This window comes from Nocardia sp. NBC_00881 (genome assembly GCF_045207455.1).
Lineage (GTDB): Bacteria > Actinomycetota > Actinomycetes > Mycobacteriales > Mycobacteriaceae > Nocardia.
This window is the reverse complement of sequence record NZ_CP108798.1, coordinates 8020044-8044466: the sequence shown is the minus strand read 5'-3', so window position 1 is coordinate 8044466 and position 24423 is coordinate 8020044. Positions and strand designations below refer to the sequence as shown.

25 protein-coding genes and 3 pseudogenes are annotated in these 24423 nt (G+C 66.6%); 12 read left to right on the top strand and 16 right to left on the bottom strand.

The genetic code is table 11. The features are described 5' to 3' along the window. Window positions 1-26 precede the first annotated feature (26 nt). Complete coding sequence (locus OH799_RS34230) at window positions 27-389, bottom strand: oxidoreductase (protein ID WP_406282844.1); 363 nt, start codon at window positions 387-389, stop codon at window positions 27-29. 259 nt (window positions 390-648) lie between these two features. Here OH799_RS34230 and sucB point away from each other — a divergent pair, with 259 nt between their 5' ends. From sucB to lipA, 5 genes are all read left to right on the top strand, one after another. Further along, a complete protein-coding gene (gene sucB / locus OH799_RS34225; protein WP_406273080.1) occupies window positions 649-2421 on the top strand; it encodes a 2-oxoglutarate dehydrogenase, E2 component, dihydrolipoamide succinyltransferase in 1773 nt (590 codons plus the stop codon). Window positions 2422-2437: 16 nt separating this feature from the next. Then, the gene (locus tag OH799_RS34220) at window positions 2438-3352 is read left to right on the top strand and encodes a TIGR01777 family oxidoreductase (RefSeq protein ID WP_406273077.1); all 915 of its coding nucleotides are present in this window, start codon (window positions 2438-2440) and stop codon (window positions 3350-3352) included. After that, complete coding sequence (locus OH799_RS34215; protein WP_406273074.1) at window positions 3349-3909, top strand: GNAT family N-acetyltransferase; 561 nt, start codon at window positions 3349-3351, stop codon at window positions 3907-3909. The genes OH799_RS34220 and OH799_RS34215 overlap by 4 nt, the downstream gene beginning before the upstream one ends. A gap of 454 nt (window positions 3910-4363) precedes the next feature. Beyond that, entirely contained in the window at window positions 4364-5116 is a 753-nt protein-coding gene (gene lipB, locus OH799_RS34210; RefSeq protein ID WP_406273071.1) for a lipoyl(octanoyl) transferase LipB, read from the top strand. Window positions 5117-5126: 10 nt separating this feature from the next. Beyond that, window positions 5127-6242 (top strand): lipoyl synthase, encoded by a 1116-nt coding sequence (lipA, locus tag OH799_RS34205; protein ID WP_406273068.1) that lies wholly within the window; start codon window positions 5127-5129, stop codon window positions 6240-6242. A gap of 664 nt (window positions 6243-6906) precedes the next feature. Here the strand turns inward: lipA and OH799_RS34200 are convergent. From OH799_RS34200 to OH799_RS34185, 4 genes are all read right to left on the bottom strand, one after another. After that, window positions 6907-7641 carry a hypothetical protein gene (locus OH799_RS34200; protein ID WP_406273065.1) on the bottom strand — a complete coding sequence of 245 codons (735 nt, stop codon included), beginning with the start codon at window positions 7639-7641 and terminating at the stop codon, window positions 6907-6909. A 76-nt stretch (window positions 7642-7717) separates the two neighbouring features. After that, the gene (locus OH799_RS34195; RefSeq protein ID WP_406273063.1) at window positions 7718-8614 is read right to left on the bottom strand and encodes a hypothetical protein; all 897 of its coding nucleotides are present in this window, start codon (window positions 8612-8614) and stop codon (window positions 7718-7720) included. Then, window positions 8611-8958 (bottom strand): hypothetical protein, encoded by a 348-nt coding sequence (locus OH799_RS34190; protein ID WP_406273060.1) that lies wholly within the window; start codon window positions 8956-8958, stop codon window positions 8611-8613. The genes OH799_RS34195 and OH799_RS34190 overlap by 4 nt, the downstream gene beginning before the upstream one ends. A gap of 2 nt (window positions 8959-8960) precedes the next feature. Then, window positions 8961-9551 carry a YbaB/EbfC family nucleoid-associated protein gene (locus OH799_RS34185; RefSeq protein WP_406273057.1) on the bottom strand — a complete coding sequence of 197 codons (591 nt, stop codon included), beginning with the start codon at window positions 9549-9551 and terminating at the stop codon, window positions 8961-8963. A gap of 294 nt (window positions 9552-9845) precedes the next feature. On the opposite strand from OH799_RS34185, the gene OH799_RS34180 reads away from it, so the two are divergent. After that, on the top strand, window positions 9846-11279 hold the full coding sequence (locus tag OH799_RS34180) for an ATP-binding protein (RefSeq protein WP_406273053.1): 1434 nt from the start codon (window positions 9846-9848) through the stop codon (window positions 11277-11279). A 152-nt stretch (window positions 11280-11431) separates the two neighbouring features. Here OH799_RS34180 and OH799_RS34175 read toward each other — a convergent pair whose 3' ends face one another. The 5 genes from OH799_RS34175 to OH799_RS34155 form a co-directional block, all read right to left on the bottom strand. Beyond that, window positions 11432-11866 (bottom strand): hypothetical protein, encoded by a 435-nt coding sequence (locus OH799_RS34175; RefSeq protein ID WP_406273050.1) that lies wholly within the window; start codon window positions 11864-11866, stop codon window positions 11432-11434. 49 nt (window positions 11867-11915) lie between these two features. Beyond that, entirely contained in the window at window positions 11916-12179 is a 264-nt protein-coding gene (locus OH799_RS34170; RefSeq protein WP_406273048.1) for a hypothetical protein, read from the bottom strand. A 401-nt stretch (window positions 12180-12580) separates the two neighbouring features. Next, window positions 12581-13873 carry an IS4 family transposase gene (locus tag OH799_RS34165; protein ID WP_406273045.1) on the bottom strand — a complete coding sequence of 431 codons (1293 nt, stop codon included), beginning with the start codon at window positions 13871-13873 and terminating at the stop codon, window positions 12581-12583. A 175-nt stretch (window positions 13874-14048) separates the two neighbouring features. Continuing rightward, window positions 14049-14972, bottom strand: a complete 924-nt coding sequence (locus OH799_RS34160; protein WP_406273042.1) for an NADP-dependent oxidoreductase — start codon at window positions 14970-14972, stop codon at window positions 14049-14051. A gap of 5 nt (window positions 14973-14977) precedes the next feature. Beyond that, window positions 14978-15703: an SDR family NAD(P)-dependent oxidoreductase gene (locus tag OH799_RS34155; protein ID WP_406273037.1), complete on the bottom strand. Its 726-nt coding sequence runs from the start codon at window positions 15701-15703 to the stop codon at window positions 14978-14980. A 106-nt stretch (window positions 15704-15809) separates the two neighbouring features. On the opposite strand from OH799_RS34155, the gene OH799_RS34150 reads away from it, so the two are divergent. Continuing rightward, window positions 15810-16649 carry a LysR family transcriptional regulator gene (locus OH799_RS34150; protein ID WP_406273034.1) on the top strand — a complete coding sequence of 280 codons (840 nt, stop codon included), beginning with the start codon at window positions 15810-15812 and terminating at the stop codon, window positions 16647-16649. Window positions 16650-16965: 316 nt separating this feature from the next. Here OH799_RS34150 and OH799_RS34145 read toward each other — a convergent pair whose 3' ends face one another. Then, window positions 16966-17337 carry a squalene/phytoene synthase family protein gene (locus OH799_RS34145; RefSeq protein ID WP_406273031.1) on the bottom strand — a complete coding sequence of 124 codons (372 nt, stop codon included), beginning with the start codon at window positions 17335-17337 and terminating at the stop codon, window positions 16966-16968. Window positions 17338-17344: 7 nt separating this feature from the next. Here OH799_RS34145 and OH799_RS34140 point away from each other — a divergent pair, with 7 nt between their 5' ends. The 4 genes and pseudogenes from OH799_RS34140 to OH799_RS34125 all read left to right on the top strand — a co-directional run. After that, entirely contained in the window at window positions 17345-17485 is a 141-nt protein-coding gene (locus OH799_RS34140; RefSeq protein WP_406273028.1) for a hypothetical protein, read from the top strand. 293 nt (window positions 17486-17778) lie between these two features. After that, window positions 17779-18149: pseudogene (locus OH799_RS34135) on the top strand (ArsR/SmtB family transcription factor). Window positions 18150-18151: 2 nt separating this feature from the next. Further along, window positions 18152-18637 (top strand): SRPBCC domain-containing protein, encoded by a 486-nt coding sequence (locus OH799_RS34130; RefSeq protein WP_406273025.1) that lies wholly within the window; start codon window positions 18152-18154, stop codon window positions 18635-18637. A 154-nt stretch (window positions 18638-18791) separates the two neighbouring features. After that, window positions 18792-19004, top strand: a pseudogene (locus OH799_RS34125) (heat-shock protein HtpX); the annotation flags it as partial. Between the two features lie 208 nt (window positions 19005-19212). On the opposite strand, the gene OH799_RS34120 reads toward OH799_RS34125, so the two are convergent. The 4 genes from OH799_RS34120 to OH799_RS34105 form a co-directional block, all read right to left on the bottom strand. Further along, entirely contained in the window at window positions 19213-19461 is a 249-nt protein-coding gene (locus tag OH799_RS34120) for a hypothetical protein (RefSeq protein WP_406273023.1), read from the bottom strand. A gap of 64 nt (window positions 19462-19525) precedes the next feature. After that, the gene (locus tag OH799_RS34115; protein ID WP_406273020.1) at window positions 19526-20332 is read right to left on the bottom strand and encodes an alpha/beta fold hydrolase; all 807 of its coding nucleotides are present in this window, start codon (window positions 20330-20332) and stop codon (window positions 19526-19528) included. Further along, the gene (locus OH799_RS34110; protein ID WP_406273017.1) at window positions 20329-21411 is read right to left on the bottom strand and encodes a flavin-containing monooxygenase; all 1083 of its coding nucleotides are present in this window, start codon (window positions 21409-21411) and stop codon (window positions 20329-20331) included. The genes OH799_RS34115 and OH799_RS34110 overlap by 4 nt, the downstream gene beginning before the upstream one ends. Further along, entirely contained in the window at window positions 21408-21821 is a 414-nt protein-coding gene (locus tag OH799_RS34105; protein ID WP_406273014.1) for a hypothetical protein, read from the bottom strand. Before OH799_RS34105 ends, OH799_RS34110 begins: the two co-directional genes overlap by 4 nt. Window positions 21822-21937: 116 nt before the next feature. Here OH799_RS34105 and OH799_RS34100 point away from each other — a divergent pair, with 116 nt between their 5' ends. Next, complete coding sequence (locus tag OH799_RS34100; protein ID WP_406273011.1) at window positions 21938-22582, top strand: hypothetical protein; 645 nt, start codon at window positions 21938-21940, stop codon at window positions 22580-22582. 295 nt (window positions 22583-22877) lie between these two features. Here OH799_RS34100 and OH799_RS34095 read toward each other — a convergent pair. Further along, window positions 22878-24308: pseudogene (locus OH799_RS34095) on the bottom strand (Mu transposase C-terminal domain-containing protein); the annotation flags it as partial. Window positions 24309-24423: the final 115 nt, after the last annotated feature.

Here is a 24423-nt window from a genome sequence, read left to right as displayed (position 1 = left end):
AGGGCGTCGTCCCTCGGACGACGCCCCTACATTTCGCGCAATTCCTCTTCCAACGCCCGCTGCCGCTGCACGCGCTTACGGGCGTCGTAGTCGCGCATCCGCTGCGGATACCCGGTCTTGCGCACGTCATAGACGGGGATACGCAAATCTCCGGCAAGCCGACGGGCTCCGCGTTCGCCGACGATCCGGCGCGTCCATTCACCATCAGCGGCAACAAGAACAACTGTGACATCGGTCACCGTGGTCTTCGGCTCGACGTAGCCTTCGACCCCCACGTGGGTGCGCACCCACTCGGCCAGATAGCGAGCGTCCTCGCCGCTTACCGAACCCGCACGTAGAGCGGCACCGCCCCGGGGCGCGCCGCGTCGGAAACGATCCAGCAAACCCAACGACGCCGACCTCCTTTCCAGCACCGGAGAATGTTCACCGCCGGTCATCCCATAGTGCCAGCTCCGTACAGTTGGCTGCCCTCCGCTACGCAGCTCGCGGACGAATGCAAGGATGGACCGCGGTACAAGAACCACACAGATCTCCGGTGCCGCCGCAATGATCGGTGGCTGTCGGATGCACGACGCGACCCGCGACGGGCGTCCGCAGTGAGATCAAGCTGTTGTAGAACCCGTCGAGCAGTCAGAGGAGTCAACGGACATGGCCTTCTCCGTCCAGATGCCCGCTCTTGGTGAGAGCGTCACCGAGGGAACGGTGACCAGGTGGCTGAAGCAGGAAGGAGACACGGTCGAGGTCGACGAGCCGCTGCTCGAGGTCTCCACCGACAAGGTCGACACCGAAATCCCGTCCCCCACGGCGGGTGTGCTGTCGAAGATCGTCGCCCAGGAAGACGATGTGGTCGAGGTCGGCGGTGAACTCGGCGTCATCAGCGAGCCCGGTGAGGCGGCTTCGTCCGCTCCCGCTCCGGAGGCCGCGGCCCCCGCCCCCCCGCAGGAGGCGCCTGCCCCGGAACCCCAGCCCGCCCCTGCCGCACAGGAGCCGGCCCCCGCCGCCCAGGCCGCACCCGCGTCGTCCGGTGATGGCACCCCGGTCAAGATGCCGGAACTCGGCGAGTCGGTCACCGAGGGCACCGTCACCCGCTGGCTGAAGGCGGTCGGTGATGAAATCGCCATCGACGAGCCACTGCTCGAGGTTTCGACCGACAAGGTCGACACCGAGATCCCGTCCCCCGTCGCGGGCACCCTGCTGGAGATCACCGCGCAGGAAGACGATGTCGTCCCGGTCGGTGCCCAGCTCGGTGTGATCGGCAGCGGTTCTCCCGCGGCCGCCGCACCTGCGCCCGCTCCGGCTCCGGCACCCGCTCCGGCTCCGGCACCCGCTCCGGCTCCGGCACCCGCTCCGGCTCCGGCACCCGCTCCGGCTCCGGCACCCGCTCCGGCTCCGGCTGCCGCCGCTCCGGCTCCGGCGCCAGCACCCGCTCCGGCGCCAGCTCCGGCTCCGGCGCCAGCACCCGCCGCAGCGTCCGACAACGGCGCGACCCCGTACGTCACCCCGCTGGTTCGCAAGTTGGCCGAGGAGAACAACGTCGACCTGGCCACGGTCACCGGTTCCGGTGTCGGCGGCCGGATCCGCAAGCAAGATGTGCTCGCCGCCGCGGAGGCCAAGAAGGCACCGGCTCCGGCCGCGCCCGCCCCGGCTGCGGCCAAGGCTCCGTCGGCCCCCGCCGCGGCGCGCCCGCAGCTGGCCCACCTGCGCGGCACCGTGCAGAAGGCAAACCGCATTCGCCAGATCACCGCGACCAAGACGCGCGAGTCGCTGCAGACCACCGCGCAGCTGACCCAGGTACACGAGGCTGATGTCACCAAGGTCGCCGCGCTGCGCAGCCAGGCCAAGGCGTCGTTCAAGAACCGCGAGGGCGTCAACCTGACGTTCCTGCCGTTCTTCGCCAAGGCCGTTGTCGAGGCGCTCGGCGTGCACCCGAACGTCAACGCCAGCTACGACGAGTCCAGCAAGGAGATCACCTACCACGCCTCGGTGCATCTCGGCATCGCCGTCGACACCGACCAGGGCCTGCTGTCCCCGGTGATCCACAACGCGAGCGACCTGTCGCTGGCGGGCCTGGCGCGCGCCATCGCCGACATCGCGAACCGTGCCCGCACCGGCGGACTCAAGCCCGACGAGCTGGCTGGCGGCACCTTCACCATCACCAACATCGGCAGCCAGGGCGCGCTGTTCGACACCCCGATCCTGGTTCCGCCGCAGGCGGCCATGCTCGGTACAGGTGCGATCGTCAAGCGGCCGGTCGTCGTGACCGACGAGACCGGCAACGAGTCCATCGGCGTCCGCTCGATGTGCTACCTCCCGCTCACCTACGACCATCGCCTGATCGACGGCGCCGACGCCGGTCGCTTCCTGACCACGATCCGGCATCGGCTCGAGGAAGCGGCGTTCGAGGCCGACCTCGGCCTGTAAGGAAGCTCCGGCACGTATGAAGGTCGTGATCGCCGGCTCGTCCGGGCTGATCGGGACAGCGCTCGTCGCGGCTCTGCGCCGCGACGGGCACGACGTCGCCCGACTGGTGCGTAGAAAGGCCGTGGGCCCGGACGAATTCGCCTGGGACCCGGCCCGCGCCGACCTGAACGAGCGAGCGCTGCGCGGCGCCGACGCGGTGGTCAACCTGTGCGGCGCGAACGTAGGAAGCCGCCGCTGGACCGGCAGTTTCAAACAAGAACTGCGCGACAGCAGGATCACCCCCACCGACGTGCTGGCGAACGCGGTCGTCGCCGCCGGTGTTCCGGTACTGCTGAACGCCAGCGGCGTGCACTACTACGGCGGCGACACCGGACATCGCGTGGTAGACGAAACCGCCTCCGCTGGTACGGGCTTCCTCGCCACGCTGTGCCGGGATTGGGAAGCCGCGACCGAGCCCGCCACCAGCGCAGGTGTTCGCACGGTCCTGCTGCGCAGCGCCGTCGTGCTGTCCCGCACCGGCGGTCTGCTCAGCATGCTGCGACCGCTGTACGCGCTCGGTCTCGGCGGACGGATCGGCAGCGGTCGCCAGTACACACCGTGGATCTCGATGGCCGACGAGATCGGCGCGATCGTCTTCGCGCTCGGCGATGACGCGATGTCCGGGCCGGTCAACGTGGTCGGCCCCGCGCCGGTCACCAACGCCGAGTTCAACCGCGCGCTCGGGCGTGCACTGCACCGTCCCACTCCTTTCGCGGTGCCCGCGTTCGTGCTGCGTACGCTGGTCGGCGAGTTCGCGCAGGAGGCGATCCTGCACGGCCCGAGAGCGATTCCCACGGCCCTCGAGGAGGCTGGCTACCAGTTCCGGCACCCCACCATCGGCGCCGCGCTCGCGGCCGCGGTGGGGCGCCCCGGCCCCGGAGCAGCCCGATGACCGACCGACTCGACACCAGACCCGCCACCGTCATCCGCGATGCGAGTCCCACCGACCTGCCTGCGATCCTCATCATCCACAACGCGAACATCGCCACCTCCACCGCGATCTGGGACACCGAGCAGGTCGGCATGGACGAGCGCGCCACGTGGTTCCGTGCTCGCACCGGGGCGGGGCTGCCCGTGCTGGTCGCCGAGGTCGACGGCGCGCTGGCGGGTTACGCGAGCTATGGCCCGTGGCGCACCAAGTCGGGGTACCGCTTCACCGTGGAGAACTCGGTTTACGTCGACGAGCGGTTCCACCGCCGCGGTATCGCCAGCGCCCTGCTCACCGAGCTCGTCGAGCGGGCGCGGCGCGGCGGGACCGTGCACGCGATGATCGCCGCGATCGAATCGAGCAATGCCGGGTCGATCCTGTTGCACGAGCGCTTCGGATTCCGCACCGTCGGTGTGCTGCCCCAGGTCGGCCGCAAGTTCGGGCGGTGGATGGATCTGACGCTCATGCAGCTGACGCTGCCGGTGGACGTCGACCGAGCCGCTGCCGGTCATCCCTCTTGATGCGATCCCGGTGAGGGGGCGTCGCACTGCTCGCCGCTCGTCACACAGGCACTGCGCACACCATGGTGGGGTGATCGAATCGAGCAACCCGGGTCGATCCTGTTGCAGGACAGCTTCGGAGTCTGCCGGAGGTCTGGGCGGTGGCGGAATTGACGCTCATGCAGCCGATGCGGCCGGTCGGCGGCGACTGAGCTGTCCCGCATCCCTCGACACGAGAGCGACGAAATTACGCCGCACCGCTCCCTTCGAGCGGGTTTCACAACCCGATGCGACCGCGTTGACGATGCCGCCGCACTTCCCCATGGCAGCACCGTCGCCGCGTTCATATTGTTCATCGCGCCGAGCGGGTGACCGACCTCTGAATCAGCCCAGCGCTTCCCCGGCAAACCTGATCACCTTGTGGCGCTTCCCACATCGAGGTGCTGGAATCGGACATCCTCCTGGGCGTACCGTCATGGCTGTGAACGACACGCGCACCACCTGGTCCGCCCGATTCGATTCGACCCCGATCGTGGTCGAGGATCTCGGACTCATCGACTATCACACCGCCTGGGACCTGCAGCGCACCATCGCCGCGGAGCGGGCCGAGAGCAACGGATCCGATCATCTGCTGCTCCTCGAACACCCCTCGGTGTACACGGCGGGTCGCCGGACCGAGGCCGACGATCTGCCGATCGACGGCAGCCCCGTTGTCGAGGTGGACCGCGGCGGCAAGATCACTTGGCACGGCCCCGGTCAGCTCGTCGGCTACCCGATCGTGCGTCTGGCCGAGCCGGTCGATGTGGTGAACTACGTGCGCCGCCTCGAGGAGGCGCTGATCACCGTCTGTACCGGCCTCGGCCTCACCTGCGGCCGGATCGAGGGCCGCTCCGGCGTCTGGTTGCCCGCGACCGAGCTGTACGCCGAACGCAAGATCGCCGCCATCGGTGTGCGTGTACAGCGCGGCGTAGCCCTGCACGGCCTCTCGTTCAACTGCAACTCGGCGATGGACGGCTTCCAGGCCATCGTCCCCTGCGGTATCCGCGACGCGGGCGTCACCACACTGACCCGCGAGCTCGACCGCGAGGTGACTGTCGCCGAGATGAAGCCGTTGGTGACCGACGCGGTCATCCGTGCCCTCGACGGCGAACTCCCGGTTACCGATCGCACTATCGCCCGCGTCACACCGGGAAAGACTGCCCCGCAGCCGCCGACCACGACGGCGTAAGGTCGCTGAAGTGACCTCAGTCGACACCCCGACACCACACAACGCCGCTGCGGCCCAACCTGCTGCGACACCCCCGCGGCCCTCCGCGGCTACGGAAGCTACCGCCTCCGGGCCCGAGGCTCGTGCCGCGAACGGCCGCAAACTTCTGCGCATCGAAGTCCGCAACGCGGAGACCCCGATCGAGCGGAAGCCCCAGTGGATTCGTACCCGCGCCACCATGGGTCCCGAGTACTCCGAGCTCAAGGGTCTGGTGAAACGCGAAGGCCTGCACACGGTGTGTGAAGAAGCAGGCTGCCCCAACATCTTCGAATGCTGGGAAGACCGCGAGGCCACCTTCCTCATCGGCGGCGAACAATGCACCCGCCGCTGCGACTTCTGCCAGATCGACACCGGCAAACCCGCCGCACTCGACCGCGACGAGCCACGCCGCGTCGCCGAAAGCGTCCAGGCCATGGGCTTGCGGTACTCGACCATCACCGGTGTGGCCCGCGACGATCTGGAAGACGGCGGCGCCTGGCTCTACGCCGAAACCGTCCGCGCCATCAAGCGTTCGAACCCGAACACCGGCGTGGAGCTGCTGATCCCCGACTTCAACGCCGACCATGACCAGCTCGCCGAGGTCTTCTCCTCCCGCCCAGAAGTGCTGGCGCACAACCTCGAAACCGTGCCCCGCATTTTCAAGCGCATTCGTCCTGCCTTCCGCTACGAGCGGTCCCTCGCGGTTCTCACCGCGGCCCGCCAAGCAGGATTGGTCACCAAGTCGAATCTGATCCTGGGCATGGGTGAGACGCCGGAGGAAGTCACTCAGGCCATGCGCGACCTGCACGAGGCGGGTTGCGACATCCTCACCATCACCCAGTACCTACGACCCTCCCCCCGCCACCACCCCGTCGACCGCTGGGTGAAGCCGGAGGAGTTCGTCGAGCACTCGAAGATGGCTGAGGAGATCGGTTTCGCGGGGGTGATGGCCGGTCCGCTGGTCCGCTCCTCCTACCGTGCGGGCCGACTTTACGCCCAGGCGATGGCCCACCACGGCCGCGAAATCGCCCCCGCGATGGCCCACCTCGCCGAGGAAGGCACCGCGTCTCAAGAAGCCAGCGCTGTGTTGACCCGGTTCGGCAGCTGATCGGAGCGCACGCGCACTCTATTCGGCCTACCAGCCCGACGTATGTTGAGCCAAAGCATTTGGGCACAACATCAGACCAGCTACGTTGGTATGCCCGGTCCGCGATTGTGCTTCGCACCGCGAACAATTCGCCGAGCGAGTGCCTGCTGCGACCGAACAGCGCGGCCAGCACAATGGCTCCATGAGAGTCTTTGCCAGCGAGCGTAGATTCGAGGTTCAACGCTGGGGCGTCGGCCACACTGGGCTAGTGCTGAGAAGCAATCCTGAGGCGGGGGGCACTACCCGGATCGAGGTGCTTTTCAAGCCCGCAGGCGTTGTCTGCCTTCCGAGTTGGCTGACCGGCCTCGAGATTTCCGTCGTACACACTGGAACCGTGCTCGAAACCGCACGCGCAGCAGTCGGGCAGGACCTTGAAAAGTGAGCGAACCTTTATGCGGTTAGCTCCAACGAGGCACGGGGCTGGGTAATCGGCGGGTCGGTCTCAGGCCGCCAGGACTACCGCGCCAATGCAGACCCGACGATGTTCGATGGTAGGAGGGAGTCGTGGAACTCTTCATATACCAGCCGCCAGAGTGACCACGGGCGATCATGCCGGTGGACCGTCGAGGGCATCGGCACAGCCACCTGCCCCTGCCCGCACATGCCGGTTCGCATTCAGCGGTGATCAGTTCAAAATATTCTGCACCGCGGTGAACGTCATCAACCCGAAGAACCCGACAAGCGCGGCGCTGATGAACCAAGTGAACCGCATCCAGTTCAATCCTGGCCATCGCGGCGGTTTCGGGCCGATCGCACCTGGCCACAAGCGCAGCGCAGGTGGGCGGTAGTAGACGGGCGTACGGCGCCCACCAGTTACCGGAACAACAGTGTCGGCGAATCCGATGTCGAACGGCCAACCACTCATGAAGTTTCGGAAGAACCAGTGGGCCTTACCCGTGCAGACCTCGACGTGGTGTAAGCCAGGTAACGCGGGGATCTGTGTCGTGCCCCAGGACACGTCTGGTACTTCGACGCCGTCTATGAAGATTCGCGGCGTGGTTGTCGCGTACAAATACACGGCCATCCACCATCGGAAGTACGAGGCGTCGATGATTATCCCTGTCTCTCCCGGCTCCGGGCGGTAGGCGTCCACTGGGGCATTCGCGGTGCCATGTTTCAGCAGAAAGCCATGTGGGCCGACGGTATTCGGCGGCGGTGTCACATAGGAGGGCTCCTCGTGCGGATGGAATGCCGACGATCCGTACGGATGCGGCCGGAAGGTGTTGGGCGATAGGCCAGCAGGCGGCGCAAAAGGCTGCGAGGGTGGAGCGCCGAAGCCTGCCGGGCCCGGTTGCGGCGGCGCGAAAGGCATGCCTTCGAGCACCTCTGGATACTTCCCCTGCACGTGCTGATTGTTCACGATCGGTTGTCCCTCCGAGTATGTGAAGACTGTGCGCGAGACACTGGCCACGAACAGCCGTACGCCGAAGCACGCCCTACGCGGGCTGCTGTTGTTCCTCATGGCCGAGAAGGGCATAGACGACAGCGGCGACCGCCTGGCTGATCGCATGCACATCTTTGAAGGCTGCCAGCATCTCGCCGAGCAGCGTCGATATCCGCAAGCCGTCCCGCGCGAGTCTCGCCAGCACTGCGGAGATGACATGCGGAGTCGCGGCGAGAGCTGTCACAGCCAGTTCCATGGTGTACCCGATCAGCGCACCGGCAAGGCTGGTCAGGATGTCTTGCACCAGCTTGTGGAAGACCCCGACGATCTCCGATGCCGTCTTCATGGTGGCGCCGAGGCACGCGGCCACCCCACCGGCGGCGAGAATCTTGTCGGTCAGTTCCCCGGCCCGATTCCGGTAGGAATCTCCCGCGCCGCCGGTCCACGTCGCGATGTCTTTCTCCAGCCCCGTTTTCCACGTACTGCTCATGCCGGTCAGCGCTTTGGAGATTTCCATCCAGGTATCGGAATAGCCTTTGACCATCTGGCCGTTTCCGGCGAGTCCATCGAGCACCTTCCGATAGTGCTCGACATGAGTGAGCATCCAACCGGCGATCTGATCTCCTACGAATCCGAACGGATCTCCTGGCGCATCCGCCACGGTCGCACCGGCGGCGATACCACCGGTGATCGCTTTGAAGGTATCGCGCTTCTGAAGGTTCAAGTAGACCTCCCAGATGTCACCGACGAGCGTTCCCTCCACAACCCCGGGGACCCCGGTCTCCGGGTTTTTGGCGAGGCCGACGTTCGACAGGAAGAAGACGTTCTCCTGGAAGTACTCCTCACGGTAGTCCGTGTGCTCGGCGATCAACGGGTTGTTCTTCGGCTTGGGCTTGTCGTCGAAACCAGGAGTGTTCTCGTTGAGCCAGTTACCGATCCCCGTGCTCACTTCGCACCTTTCTGTGCGTCGCCGATGGTCTCCAGCAGTTCGGTCAGCGACTTACCGAAGGAGCCGTCCTTGTCTTCGAATGTCGTTGCGACAGTGCGCAGTTTGTCGGGCAGCACCGCGACGTCCTCTGCCAGCTTGCGGATCACGTCGATGGTGTTGCGGTGATTGTCGTCCAACACCAGCTTCACCCACGGACGCGGTATCTCTCCGTAACCGTCGTCCGCGGCACCCAGGTATGTGGCAGCCTCGAGCGACAAGGTCAAACTCTTCATCAGCTCTTGCACTTTCGCGGCATGATCGCGCACTTCGTCGGGATCCACCGAGAACGCTTCAGGATTGGTCATGTTTACACCAGCCACGACTTCCGGTAGTACTCCTCGTCGGGATCCGGCTCATCCGGGGTGACGATCTGATCGCGGTTGGGTTTACGGCTGCGCGCCGTTGGAGTCGACACCTCCGACGCGGGCGCCGCAGGCCCCGGCTCCGTCGAGAAGTCGGCGGACGGCACCGGCGGCGGAGCATACGAAGGCGGCGGTGCGGTATATGCCGGTGGCCCCGCCTCGGTCGGATCTGGATCCGGAAACTGCTTGGCGAATCGCTCGACAATCGCCGCACCTGCCGCATCATCGCCGACCGTGTCCTGCACCATCTCTGCGACCTGCGCGCGCAGCCTCGCCTGGGCCCGCCGCAGACAGGACATGATCTCGGCGGAGACCACCGCCGGATCCATTCCTCGCGTGCTCGCCGACAGGTCGATGGCGGTGGGTACGCCATTGCCGTCGACGGTGACGCTGACCCGCCCGCCGCTGCTCGACTCGGTGGCCACGAGCGCCGTCATCCGGCCCTGCAACTCCTGAAACCGGTTCGCCTGACGCTCGAAATCAGCTGCCCTCTGCGCGAAGTCCTCCACCGCACGGCTCGGATCGAATCCCACCATCAACACTCCTTCGTTCGTGACTTTCCTAGGCGACCGAGCCGATGAGCACGCCGCTCGGCAGACCAGCTCCGCGTCACCGCTTACAGTCATCGACCTACCCATCACTGACGCGACAGCGTCCCGATCGGTTCCCACGAATGCGATATTCGTGGGAACCGCCGGGGGCGACGCGATTGCAGAGGGGATGCGCGGGCCACACCCCTTCTGGCGCCGCCTGTGCCGATTCCAGCTCGCACGAGCTCTTGCAAACTAAGATTGCAACTTAGTAAGTTAATAGCTTACTTTAGGAGCCGCATGAAATTCACCGGACGAGCCACCGACCTGGACCTGCTCGGTCGTCAGCTGAGCTCGGTGATCGACGCCACCGGGAGCACCTGCGGCCGTGCGGTCATCGTGACCGGTCGCCGACGCGTCGGAAAATCACGGCTCGTCCAGGAGTTCTGCGATCGGTCGCACCGCGGCTATGTCGTCTTCCAGGCGACCCGCGGCCGCAATCCACTCGCCGAGCGGGAGGAATTCACCGCCACGATCGCTCAGTCCAGCCTAGGCGGCGGAGACCTGATCAGAGGGCTTCAGGCCGGCGACTGGAATCAAGCCCTGCGATCTCTCGCGATCGCCGTGCCGGATGACAAGCCCTGCATCGCGGTCATCGACGAGGTGCCGTGGCTGGTCGAACAGGATCCGGAGTTCGAAGGCGCGTTGCAGACGGTATGGGATCGCTACCTCTCGGCCAAACCGGTCCTTCTAATACTGGTCGGCAGCGATATCTCGATCATGGAGGCCCTTGGATCGCACGATCGACCGTTCTACGGGCGCGCTACGAAAATGACCGTCGAACCGCTGCATCTGGCCGATGTGCAATCCATGACCGGCCTCAGCGCCGCCGCCAGCATCGACGCGCTGCTGATCACCGGCGGTTTCCCGGAGATCGTCCAGTCGTGGCGCCCGGGAATGAGCCGGACGGACTTCCTTCGCGACGCAGCGGAGAACCCGCTCGCTTCCCTGCTCGTCGCAGGCGAACTATCGCTACTCGGCGAGTTTCCGGCGGGCATGCGAGCGCGCGCTGTCCTCGAAGCCGTCGGCAGCGGAGAACGGACCTTCAGCACCATCGCCGCACAAGCAGGTGGCGCGAACGCGCTTCCCGCGGGTACCCTCAATCCGCTGCTGAACATGTTGCGGGACAAGCGAATCATCGCCAGCGATCTACCACTTTCCACGAAACCCGACACCAAAAACAAGCGCTACCGAATCGCCGACTCCTATCTGCGGTTCTGGCTGGCCTTCCTGCAGCGCGCCATTCCACTCATCGAACGCGGTCGCGGCGATCTCGCGCTGGCCCACATCGAACGCTCGTGGGCCACCTGGCGCGGACGTGCTATCGAACCGTTGGTCCGGGAATCCCTACTGCGCCTGCTGTCCAACGATCGATGGCCCGACATCGAAGCGGTCGGCGGATGGTGGAACCGGCAGAACAATCCCGAAATCGACCTGATCGGTGCCGACCGCGAACCCGTGGCCAGCGCGATACATTTCGTCGGTTCCATCAAGTGGCTCGAAGACCGGCCCTTCGACCGCCACGACTACGACGCACTGGCCCGGTCCCTACTCGCGGTGCCCGGCGCCGATCACAGCACCCCCCTGGTAGCCGTTTCCCGATCCGGTGTTGCCGAAAGTCTTCCACTCGCAAGGCATTGGGGTCCAGAAGACCTCGTTCGTGCGTGGCTGTGATCGGTGACGCTTAGGGATCGAGGAGTAAATCCGCCGTCCAAGGGAACTGGAGCGGCGCGTCCGCGGCCGCGCACGCCGAATGGATTGCGGTCAACCAGTCAGCGAAGGGGAGAAGCCATGACCACCCACCCGAGACAGCCGCGAAGTAGCGGCTATCGCTCGTAGCCGATATCCCGGTTTCGTTCGGGCTGTGACCTGGTCAGCCCCTCGAAGGCGTGACCGGGGATGGGTCGGGATGGTTGCTGGTTTTGGGCTTCTCGCTCATGTTCGGCAGCTTGCAGCTCCCGGTCTATGTGCTGCAGTCGGTCGTTGCGCTCGTTTTCCCAACGTTGCCGCGCGGCAGTGTGTTCGGTGACGTCGCGGTCGACCTTCGCGCGGTGGAGGGCGTTGCGGACTTTCGTGAGTGCTTCGTTGCGAAGGTTGATCAGGTCTCGTCGCATGTCGGCGGAGTACAGGTTCTGTTTCCGTCCGAGGCTGCCAGCGAGCGACTTGGTGTGTTCGTGGAGATCTACGGCCTGTTCCCAGGTCTCGCTGTGCTTCGCTTCCTCGATCACGTCGAGAAACAGGTCCTCGAGAGTGGTCGTCATCTGTTCCCCCTGCATTTTGCTGTCTCTGGGCTGCGCTGGCGCGCGACATCTATCGCTGTGGGACTGAAAGGATTGCCGCGACGGATGTCGGTGGCAGGCGAAGCTGGACATGGTCCTGGTAGTTGCCGGGATCGCCGTTGTAGGGGACAGCGTCGATCCTGATCCAGCCGCTCTCATCGACCCGCGTCCCGCTGTGGCCGGCCACGATCGGTATTCCGTCGTGGCGGTCGAGTGTGACTCCCTGCAGTACCGGCGGCAGCGATTCCCGCGCAGCGCGGGTGAGGAACACGTGGTCTGTCACTTTCATCGCCATGCCGACCGAGAATATGCCAGATAGGCACGGGCTCAATCGGATTCGGCGAACTCGATGGATCAGGTTCGTCTTCGACTTGCTTGCAGCGAGCCCACGGCGCGCAGTCCGGTCAATCAGGTTGAGCGGGTGGTCGGGTGCTCGCACTCGTCGGTGACTGGCGGTGTATAAACCACATGACCGCACTCGACTGGCGGCCAGCTATATTCGGACCCTGCGGTATTCCAGAGGCAGAGGGTCTGGAACGTCTCCCTCATGCCGAAAATCGGATGTGTCGTCCGGGGTTCTAGCAGTCCCCGGCGCGGTCGGCTGGGCTGTGTTGAGCAGGGTCTCTTGGGAGCGGGTTGCATTGTGTCGGTGCGGGTTAGGGCCAAGGCCGCGCAGTTTGGGTTTCTGCCTGGTTGTCAACCGGGCAGGATATGGACGCTGATCTGGGTTTTGTAGATGTTGCGGTCGACCTCGCCCTTGGCGCGGTGTTTGGAGATGGCGCGTTTGACGATGCGGGGGCTGGAGCGTTGGCGTCGCGGTGGCAGCGGGCTGGACAGGACCGCGCGGCCGATGGTGCCGATCAGGTTGATCGTGGTGGTGGCGAGGACTCCGGCGGCCTGGATGAGCTGATCGCGAGCGGTGTGCACGGCGATGGTGAAACTGCCGCGGTCGGGGCTGAAACCCGGTGTGGCCAGCGCAGTATCGGCGATGGCGGTGCGCAGCGCCTGGTAGGTGATCAACAACGCGTAGACCTCTTGGGCGACCCCGGTCGGGGTGCGGGCGCGCAGCACCCGCCCACCGAGGATGGTCGATTTCAGTTCGAAATAGCTGGTTTCGATCTCCCATCGTTGATGGTAGAGATCCACCAATTCCTCTGCCGGGTAGCGCTTGTCGTCGGTCAAGGTGGTGATCAGCCGGTACCGCTCGACCCGGCGTGGCCCGCCGGCGCAGCTGACGGCGATCTCGGCGTCGATTACGCGCACAGTCGCCGTACCGGTACGGGTCAGCCACGATCTGTCACCCAACCGCGCGATCGCGGGAACGCGCCGGTTGAGTTTGGCGCGGATCAGCAGATCCGCTCCGGTGTCGGTGATCTGCTCGATCAACGCCGTAACCGCGAAGTTCCGGTCGGCCAGCAACAACATGCCCGGGCGCAGGCACCCCAAAAGTTGTGGCGCATAGGCTGTTTCCGCGATCCGCAACGGACCGAACACGACATCGACGACGGTGCGGGTGCCACACGCCACCACCGCCAGCAACCGCAGCATCGGGTACCCGGCCTGGGCGTGACCGCCACCGTGACGCCCGAACTCGGCCACGTTGCCCGGGCTGTCGGGCACAAACACGCTGGTGCCATCGATCGCGCACACCAGCAGACCCCGCCACCGCACCGCTCCAGCGGCGGAGCCGGCGAGCAGGTCGAACAACGCGGCCAACGGTTTGACCCCGACACGGCGCAACGCCTGTGACAAGGCCGAGGAACCCGGACACACGAACGATCCACCGGGCAACCCGGCACACAACCGCGCCCATACCTGCCGATACCCGATATCGGAGAACAACGCTCCGGCCAGCAGCAGATACACCACCACCCGCGACGGCAGCAGCCGCACTCGCGACCGCACGGCACCGGCTGTTTCCAGCGCCGCGTCGACCAGATCGAACGACACGATCCGGGTCAGTTCCCCAAGGTGCCCCGGCGCGAACACACCCTCCGCGACCCGCGAGGAACGATCAATGACACACTGAACTGACAGCGGAACTCCTCGGACGAGCGGATTGTCTTGGCGGACAACACCTCTCTACCAGCAGTTCCGCTGTCCCCGCTCACCACCCCACCCCGCTTGACACACCAACTCACACGTTAACTGCGCGGCCTTGGGGTTAGGGCTCGAGCACGATTTTGCCGTGAGTGTGTCGTCGTTCGAGTTCGGTATAAGCCTGGCGGACGTGTGTCAACGGGTAGGCGTTGGCGATCGGGACTTCGAGGTGTCCCTCGGCTATCAGGGTGGCCAGTTCGGCGAGTACCTCAGCCCCCGGCCTGGCGTTGGTTCCGGGTTCGGTCTTGACTCCGTGCTTTGCGGCTGCCGCGAAATCGGCGATGGTATCGATCCGCTCGGCCGCGACACCGAGAGCAAGGGCCAGTTCGACATACCCGCCGCCGTGGGTGTCGATGAAGGCATCGATGCCGTCGGGTGCGGCGGCCTTGATCCGGTCGATGACGCCGTCATCGTATGCGACCGGGATCACGCCGTGGCTTTGCAGCCACTCGTGGTTGTGCCGGCTCGCCAGACCGATGACTGTGGCTCCGGCACGGCGCGCGAGCTGAACGGCGAGCGAGCCGACTCCTCCGGCTGCTGCGGAGATGACGACGGTCTCACCCTTGTCGAGTTGTACGGAATGCACCGCGCCCCAGGCAGTCACTCCGGCGACGTACAGGCCGCCCGCCACCGCCCATGAGACTTCGCGTGGTTTGTGTGTGAGGTTGTCGAGGTCGACCAGGACCAACTCGGCCTGGGCGGCCCGCTTCTCGGAGAATCCGATCACCTCGTCGCCGACCGAGAATCGGTCGACTCCGACTCCGACTTCCGCGACAACCCCGGCGAGATCGCTGCCCTGCCCGGACGGAAAGGTCGAGGGAAAGATGTCGGCCATCGCGCCGGTTCGGATGGCTGCCTCACCGGGATTGATGCCTGCCGCTTTCACCCGCACCAGGACCTGCCGGTCCCCGGGTACCGGGCTGTCGACTTCCTCGACCCTCAGCACCTCGATTCCGCCGAACTCGTTGTACCGGACTGCCTTTGTCATTGCCGTCACCAGGGCACAGTTCCGGCGTCGTCGGAGAATCCGCCGGTCGGGCCGTCGTCGGGCAGGGTCGCGAGGCGAATCGCGATCGCCGCGCCCTGTTGGGGGGTGCGGACGCCGCGGAAGCCGTTGAGGTCGGTGGCGGTGAAACCAGGACAGCCGGAGTTGATCAGGATGTTGGTATCGCCCAATTCCTTGACGTATTGGACCGTGACGGCGTTGAGGAAGGTTTTCGACGCCAAGTACGCAGCGGGAACCGGGCCCATGTCGATGCCGGGCGTGGTTTGCAGGGCGAGCGAACCGACGCTGCTGGACATATTCACAATTCGCGGCGAGGCCGAGGCGCGCAGCATCGGCAGCATCGCGTTGGTCACCCGGATTACCCCGATCACATTGGTTTCCACGACGATTCGCACGGTCGCGGGATCGACCGTGGTGGGCGTCTGCGGCACACCGCCGGTGATCGCGGCGTTGTTGACCAGGACGTCGAGGCCTCCGGCATGGTCGGCGATCAACTCGGCCGCAGCGGCCACACTTACGTCGTCGGTCACGTCGAGCGGTACGCCGAACGCATCGGTCCCCGCCGCGCGCAGCTTCTCCACCGCGGTGTCGCGGCGTTGTCGATCCCGCGCGCCCACCCCGATTCGCCAGCCGAGAGCGCCCAGGCCTGCGGCGATCTCGTATCCGATTCCTTTGTTCGCGCCGGTCACCAGCGCAATCGTCTGTTCACTCACACCGCCGATCCTGCGGCGGCTCCGGGTGCGGCGTCCAAGACCGATCCGGTCCGCGGTGATACCGCACGGGTATCGGTCGCGGTCAGCGGCCGGATACGCTGATCCGGTGGAGACACGAGAGCTGCGATACTTCGTCGCCGTCGCCGAGGAATTGCACTTCGGGCGGGCGGCGCAACGGCTCGCGATGGCGCAACCACCACTATCGCGAGCCATCCAGCAGCTCGAACGACGGCTCGGAGTCGTTCTGTTGCACCGCGGCACTCGCACTATCGCCTTGACCGAGGCCGGGTCGGTGCTGCTGCAGGAGGCCCGGACCGCCCTCGACGCGATCCAAGCCGCCGAGCACCGCACCCGCCGAGCCGGTGCCGACCAGCCCGGTGTGGTGTTGGCCACCAAGGCAGGAGCCTCCCGCGAACTGTTGTCGAAGCTGCTGCACGCCTACGCCGCCGAACCTGGCGCTGTCCCCGTCGAGGTGATGTTGTGCGGGCCCGGCCAGCCCGAAAGCCTGCTACGCAACGGCCGCGCCGACGCTGCTCTGCTCCACCGGCCCTACGACACACTGGCTGGATTCGACACCGAAGACCTACACACCGAACACCAAGTCGCCGTCCTGCCCGCAGGGCACCCCCTCGCTGACCGACCCCACCTATCGATAGCCGAGGTCTACGCCCTGACGGACCTGCCCCTGCCGCGCTGGCCTCGACACGATGGGAGCTATGCGGACGGCCCCGGCCCGCAGGTCCGCGACCACACCCAGCTGTTCCAACTGATTGCGCTCGGACGGGCCTGCGCGGTCGTGCCCGAGTCGCTGCGAACTCAGCTACGCGACGATCATGCCATCGTGCCTGTCCCGGACGCACCGGCTGTCACAACCGTCATCGCCTGGCCACCGCACAGCAGATCCAAAGCCGTCGCCGACCTCGTCCAGACCGCGACACGCCTCTGACCGTCACCGCCGCGGCGCCGCGGTTCTCCGGCACGCGGCGTACCTCGCACCACTGTTGCTAGATACACCCGCTTTTGGGAGATACATCCGGTATCGGCCGGGATCAGGTCGGGGTGCCGGTAGCAATCGCCGAAAGTCGGGCGGATACCGGCATCTCCCCTGATAGCGGTGATCTATCGGCGGCGCCTCTTTGGACTCGGGCGTCACAACCGATAGCACCCCCAGCTGCGGTTGCTCCGAATCCGCCCGATTTCGGCGAGTACTACGGCGACCCGTTACCGGCGGCTCAGGACGACCGCGCAGCCGAGGTGCTCGGTCACGCGCGCCCAGCCACGGCTTCAGTCGATGTTCCCATACGACGGGAACGGACCATCATGCGCAGGTTCGCCATCTTCCCGTCGTGATAGGGGCGGCGGATGACCGCGACCCCAAGAGTCCCGACATCGTCCAGAACGTTATGGGGCACGCCGAGCGTATAACGAAGAAATGGGCGGTAGTCAGGGTCGACCTCACCGATGATCCGTTCACTTTCCACGAGTGCGGCACGCGCGGAACTGGCTGTGGCCGATATCAACGCCCGCGCTCCTGGGGTGTCGCGTCCCTGCTCCAGGTCCGCACGCGTCACGCCGTGGCGGTCGAGGTCGGACACCGGCAGGCGCAGCTTCCCGTTGCGCAGGTCCTCGAACATGTTGCGCGTGACGCGGGCGCGGCCGGTGGTCGCGCAGGTGTTCGATAGCGGTGGCGGTCAGGCGTTCGGATTCGTCGATGACGAGCAGTTCGATCAGCACTCCATCAGCACCATGATCACACTCTTTCCGCGCCACCCGACTGCGTGAGGACCCCTACTTGGTCTGTGTTGGTGTCGGACAACGACATTGTGGCGGCTCGGCGGGCGTTGTGGAGCTACCGCCGAGCCGCCGTTGAACATGACGCGGCCGCTGCGCTGGCGGCGATTCTCGGCCGCACTCGGCGTACCGGCCGGGGCCGAGCGGGTGTGCGTGGTGTTGTGCAGCGCCAATACCGATCCCGCGGGTCTCGCGGCCACCCCGGACCACAAGGTCGATCGGAGCATTGCGGCTGCATTGCCCCATAGGTGCGACACGACCCTTGACAACATACAACTAATTGGTTGTATATTCTTCTCGTGACCGAGCGAGACGAGGAGGACAGGGCTGATGCGCTGTTCCACGCGCTCGCCGACCGGACCCGGCGCGACATCATGCGCAGGGTGCTGGCCGGGGAGCACTCGGTCTCCGCTCTCGCCGCGAAGTACGACATGAGCTTCGCGGCAGTGCAGAAGCACGTCGCCGTCCTACAGAAGGCCGGCCGCTCACCAAGCGGCGCGACGGCCGCGAGCAGCTGGCCAGCGGCGACGTGACGGCGGTGCGGTCAGTGGCGTCCATGCTCACCGAGCTGGAGCAGGCCTGGCGTGGCCGCATCGCGCGCATCGACGAGCTGATCGCATCCGACACCACACCGCACCGCAGTCAGAAGGAGTAACAATGCCCGTCATCAACGTCCAGCACGACCCGGACTCCCGCACCCTGACCATCACCGCCGAATTCGCCGCGCCGGTGGAGCGGATCTGGCAGATTTACGCCGATCCGCGCCAGTTGGAAAAGGTCTGGGGCCCGCCGACCTACCCGGCGACCGTCGTCGACCACAACCTCACCCCGGGCGGCCGGGTGACCTACTTTATGACCAGCCCGGAGGGCGAGAAGTTCGCCGGGTACTGGAAAGTCACGGCCGTCGACGAGCCGCGCAGCTTCTCGTTCGAGGACGGGTTCGCCGACCTGGATTTCAACCCGAACCCGGATTTACCGGTCTCGCAGAACATCTACACGTTCACCGAGCAAGATGGCCGCACCCGCGCCAGGTACGTAGGCACGTACGAAACCGCGGAAGGACTGCAGAAGGTGCTGGAGATGGGTGTCGTCGAGGGCGCCAGCGCCGCGCTCAACCAGATTGATGCCCTCATCGCCCCTTGATCCGCATTCAGCCAGGCGTGCATGACGTCCAGAATGACTCGGGAAGTGCGCTTTGACGCTGCTCGACGGCGGCCCGAGGAGGCAGCTTGTCGCAACCCCGTGGAGGTGGCGGGGGCGGGTGGCAGCACAGGGCCTCGCGAGCAGCGCCGTTCAGCAAATCCTCACACCGGACGCGGTGCAGTCCTCGGACGTGGTGATCACCATGGGCTGCGGTGACACCTGCCCGGTGTTCCCCGGCATCAGCTACCGCGACTGGGACCTCGACGATCCGGCCGGCAAAGGCGTGGAAACCGTCCGCCCGATTCGCGACGAAATCCGCTCCCGCGTCGAGGCGCTTATCGCTGAGCTGCTGCCCGCCCACGCCTGAACCCCGCCCAGCCGACCACGGTCGAGGTAGACGCGATGACCGGCGCCACGCCCGCACCAAGCCCCGGTGCTCGGGCGGCCACCCGATATCGCGGAACTACTCGGCACCGGGGTGGTGAGGGCGGCGCCGGTGACGGGCTGGTGCGCAACGCAACTAGCCAGCCCAGGGCATGACGCGGCCCGCGCAGGGCTCACCGCGGCGGTGACAGTCACCGCGTGCACGCCTTGAGCGAGATCACCGCCGCCGCAGCCGCGGTCATCTGCTTCTTCGCCGCCGCCCACACGCCAACCCTGAGAATGTCCGCGGCCGGCGCCAGCGCACTGGCTGCCGCGATGTTCCTGGTGTCGGGGGCGGGTTTCCTCGGCAACCCAGCCGTAGTCGCGGGCGCAGTCGTGCTCGGACTGGATCCGACACTGGCGCTGGTGATCACGGTCTGCCAGCTGGGCGGCTGCCTCATCGGCTACCGGGTCGCGACCGCGTGGTGGCCTGACACCGGCCGGTCGCCTCGACACCCGCACTGTCTAACCCGGGAGCAGGGCCTGGGCCAGGACATCGGGGGCGACGTGATGGCCTTGCCCCGGCAGGGTTTTGCGAGTCGGGTCCGGCAGTGCGGCGGTGAGCAGGTCCGCGGCCGCCAGGATGTAGTCGGCGCTGGTGGTACCGGTGATCACCATGACCGGTGCGGTGATGACGGCATAGCGGCCCAGGTCCGGATCCAGGCCGGTCACTACTCGCAACGTCGCGGCCAGGGTCGGGGCCTGGGCGACCTTGAACCACCACAACGGATCGCTACGCAACGCGGCCAACTCGGCCGGGGAGAACCCGCCGGATACCGCGGACGCTGCCAGGATCAGGCGCTCGTAGTCCCCGCCCGCTATCGCCGTATCCACCGCCGCGAGATCGGGGATCGGGTAGGTGACCGGTAGGGGTGGTTCGTAGACGGCCAACCGCCCGATCCGCTCCGGCGCCCGAAGCCCGGTTTCCAGAGCCAGGACCGCGCCGAAGGAGTAACCGAACAACACCTCGACCGGCCCGACCGCGTCGATCACCGCAGCGATGTCGGCGACCTCGTGCGCGATATCCGGCGCCGACCGCGGGTCCCCGGAGGTGCCGTGGCCGCGGCAATTCATCGCCACCACCGTGTAGTGCTCGGCGAGGTGGCCGGCCAGCGGCAGCATGCTCACCGCGCTGCCCAACCCACCGTGCACCGCCAGCAGCACCGGCCCCGAACCCCGGGCCAGGTAGGTGATCGGGGTGCCGTCCGCGGACATCACGCGACCGCCGTGGACCAGCGGCTGCGAAGCCTTATCCATCTGCGCGGTGGTCATCGCGCGTGCTCCTGGCGTCGCGCCGTCGCCGGCCACAGGCGCCGCACCAGATACGCCGCGTCGCGGCCGACCCCGCGCAGCGAGTTCGACGACGGGGTGCGCTGCCACTCCAACCCGAGAAACCCCAGCCCCGGATGAGTGAGTGACAGACCCTGACGTTGTTGTGGGGCCCCGGTGTCGGTGAGCGCACCGATACCGGCGAGATAGGGCAGGTGCGGACGGTAGCCGGTGGCGTAGAGGACCGCATCCACTGCGCTCCGGTCGCCGCTCGGCCACACCACACCCTCGGGTGTGAACGCGGTGAACATCTCCCGCCGCTGCGGTTTCCCGGCCGCGAGCGCGGCACGGTAGCGGCCTTCATCGAACACCGGCTGCGTCGGTGCCGCCTTCACGATCCGCCCCAGTGGGGCGGCGTCGAATCCGGTAAGGGCGAACCAGAAATGCACATCCCAGCCCAGCGGTCGCTGTGGTACGAACTTCACCGCCGCCCTACTGGCCAACACCACCTGCGCGTGTTCGGCGAGCTCGGCGGCGATCTGCACCGCGGAGTTCCCCGCCCCCACCACGACCACTCGCCGGCCCGCGAACTCGCCCTGGTCGCGGTACTGGCTGGCGTGCAGGATGTCGCCCCCGAACTCATCCCGCCCGGGCAGCGCGGGCAGGAACGGGGAACCGAACGACCCGGTTGCCGCGATCACCCGCGGCGCGGTGAACACCGCACCGGATCCGGTGGTGACCGCGAAACCCTCACCGTCGCTGGCGCTCACCGCCTCGACGAGGGTGTCGGTGTGGATGTCGGCGTCCAGGCCGGCGGCGTAGGAGCGCAGATAGTCGACCACTTCGTCGCGGTGGGGATACCGATCCGGGTCACCGGGGAACCGGCGCCCGGGTAGCGCACTGTAGCGGGCCGGGGAGAACAGGGTCAGGCTGTCGTAATACCGCGGCCACGAGCCGGTCGCCTCTTCAGATGCTTCCACGATCGCGGTGTTCAAGCCCTGGCCGGTGAGGTGGTGGGCGGCGGCCAGGCCGGATTGGCCGCCGCCGATGACCACCGCGTCGTATGCGTATTCGCTTGTCACAACGTCTCTTTCCTCGAAATGGTGATACCGGTGAGAGGTGCGATCACCGCAGCCACAGCGGCGACCGCACCGAGAACGAGGTAGGCGTGGGCGTAGCTTCCGGTCCACGCCGAGAGCACCGTGCCCGCCCAGGGGGCCAGCGCGGACACGATCACCACCGGCGCCGACAACAACCCGTTGAGGCGCCCATAGTGGGTGGCGCCCCACCGGTCGGTGATCGCGGTGGCCTGGATCAGCGTGAATATCCCGCGCACCAACCCGGCGCCGATCGCGACCGCGATCAAAACGATCACTGCCGAGACCACACCGAGCAGCGCGGTCGAGGCGGCGAGCGCAGCCAGGACCAGCACGGTGCGGGCGGTGCCCTCGGTGTAGCGGGCCAGCGGCAGATACCCGATCCGGCCCAACACCTGCCCGGCGCCTCCGAAGAAGACCTAGTGCTCTGACCGCAAATGTTCGCCGGGTTGGGTGACTGGAAGGTCGTTGATCCCTGCCGTGGGCCAGGGCCTGGACCTATGATCAGCCCGTGCAACCGCCTTCCGTCAGCAATGACCCGTTGATCGCGGCGTTCCCGGCCGAGCTTGCTGGCGATGCCCAGGCAGTGCTGGCGGTCATGCCTGCTTCCCGCTTCGAGTCGCTTAACCCCTTCTCGGTCGTGGTGGGAGGCCAGCAGGTCACCATCCCTGGGCGCCTCTACAACGACGAGCCATCGGCTGACGCGGTGAGGTCGTTGTCGGCGCGTCAACGGCAGCTTCTGCACTGCTTGTACTCGAGGCACTGCGATGGGAGGGTGCGGCAGCGCCACTTGGAGCAGCTCGTCGGATCTGCGGACCCCTGGGTCGTCCCGTTCGTGGTGCAATTGGTCGGCGAGTACGTCTTGGAGATCCTGGTCGTCATCCGCGACGGGCTTCGTGATCTCGCTACGCCGGGTGCCCGCGGACATCTCGCTTACGGGACATTCGTTGCGGACAACCTGGCCTTCTTCGCGCGCACCCAGAGGCGGGTCGTGAGCTACTGGGCCTGCTACTACCGTGCCGCTTATGCGAGTTTTCGGGGCTACCCGGGCTGCGCTCTTCTCGACCTCCTACGGTCGGCCGCCTCCGACATCACAGAGCATCCCTTGCCCAACCTCACCCCATCCGCCGGCACTAGGGTGCACGGCTACCGCTAGAACTTCACCGGCAAGGTTGTTTGGGGCGATCAGGCTGTGTCGGCGAGTGGGCGTCCGCCCCAATCGGGGGCTATTCCGCACGAACGAATATCCGTGGTTACCAATAGCCTCGATCACATCGGCCAGGTTGTCCTTCATCAACAACAGCGCATCGGTGGCCACGATGTGCGCGCCGACCAGGCCGAGGAAATGATCGGTCGCGGCGCCGACGTTCGTGCCGGGGTTCGAGGGGCTGGTCACGAGGGTTTCCTGCTTCCTCCGCTGCGGCGGGGATCGTCATCGGATCGGATCGGATCGGCAGCACCCAGCCCGGCGCCGGTGGCGGCAACGCGATCAGATCCGGCCGTGCCCACCGGGCCAGGTCTACGTCCTGCTCCTCGACCCGCTCCCGGCCCGCTTCCGCTGCTGTCATCACGTCCAGCCGCCGAGCCGGGACCGGCGTCGTCGAGGCGGCATACCGCGTTCGGCGTGCGCGTTCGGCTTTCGACAGATCCGAACGCAGCCGCGCGGCCTTGCGGGCCCGGGTGCGTCGCACCGCAGTCTTCGTTGCCTCCGACGCCTGAGCAGCGAGTTCCGCGCGGCCCAGATGGGCGCCGGTGTCCGCGTCGAACACCTCCACTTCGTGATCATGGTGCGGCATATACCGCAGCCGCACGGTCGTGCCGACCCGCCCGACCATCCACTCCGCGACGTAGTATCGGCCGCGCCCGAACCCGATGCCCTTGGTCGTGATCTTGCGCCGGCGGCGGTCATCTTCGAGGGTGAACATCCACAGGTTGTCCTCATCGACCTCGTCGATCGGGGCCGGGTCGGCCAGCCACGCCGCCAACGGGGTGCGGTCGCCCAGTTCTTCGATGACGTGCTCGCTGTTCCACCACCCCGCCCACGCCAGCACCTCGGCGACGAACGCCGCGAAGATCAACGCGGGCTGATCCGGATCCACCAGCGCACCGCTGGCCTCGGTCTGGCGATGCATATAGCGCGGCAGACCCGCGAACAGCATCCGGTCCACCGCACCGTTGACCGTCTCCACGCTGCCCTTCAAATGCGGTGTATAGGCAGGCAGATCATCTACGGCCACCACGAACGCACCCATCGCCTCGGCCACCGTCCGCGACAAGAAATCCTTGCCCCGGTCCACACGCACCATCGCAGGCAGGCCACCCGCCGGGCCGTATGGCTCTCGCCGCGAGATGGCCGCCCGTAGTGCGGCCAGGATGCTTTCCCGGCTCGGGACCTGCGGTGTGACTGCGACCCCGAGGATCACATCGTGGGCGGCATCGACGAACCGGGTCACCCACGGCTTCACCAACCGGCCGTCGATCTCGACCTGCACCGCGGCCTCGACATGATCGGCTTCCCACACTGCGTTCCGGAACGACGGCGGCCGCTTCAAGAACACATCGTGTCGGCGTCGGGCACGCTCACCAGCACGAAGGCCGGCGCGATCACCAGCACTGACATCCGCCGTTACGGCTCGATACAGGGCCGACTTGCTCGGCGCCGCCGGGCCACCAGCCCGTTCCGAATCGACCAGTTCCCGATGCAACGCCATCACATTGCCCCGCCAATACGCCAGCCGCACCCGCAGCTCGTCGTCGATCAGGAAATGCCGCCGCGGCGCCGCTGCCGACCCCACCCGCCGGGCCTTCAACCACCGCCACACCGTCCGCTCGGCCACCCCCAAAGTCTCCGCACTCAGCCGGACATGTGCACTGGTCAGCACCCCAGCCGGTCCAACGCCATCAACCGGTCCGCAGCGGCCTGCCGCAACGCGCGCGCAGCCACGTCAGCCATCCGCCGACCTCCCACCACCCTGCAGACCGGAACGACAGCATTCG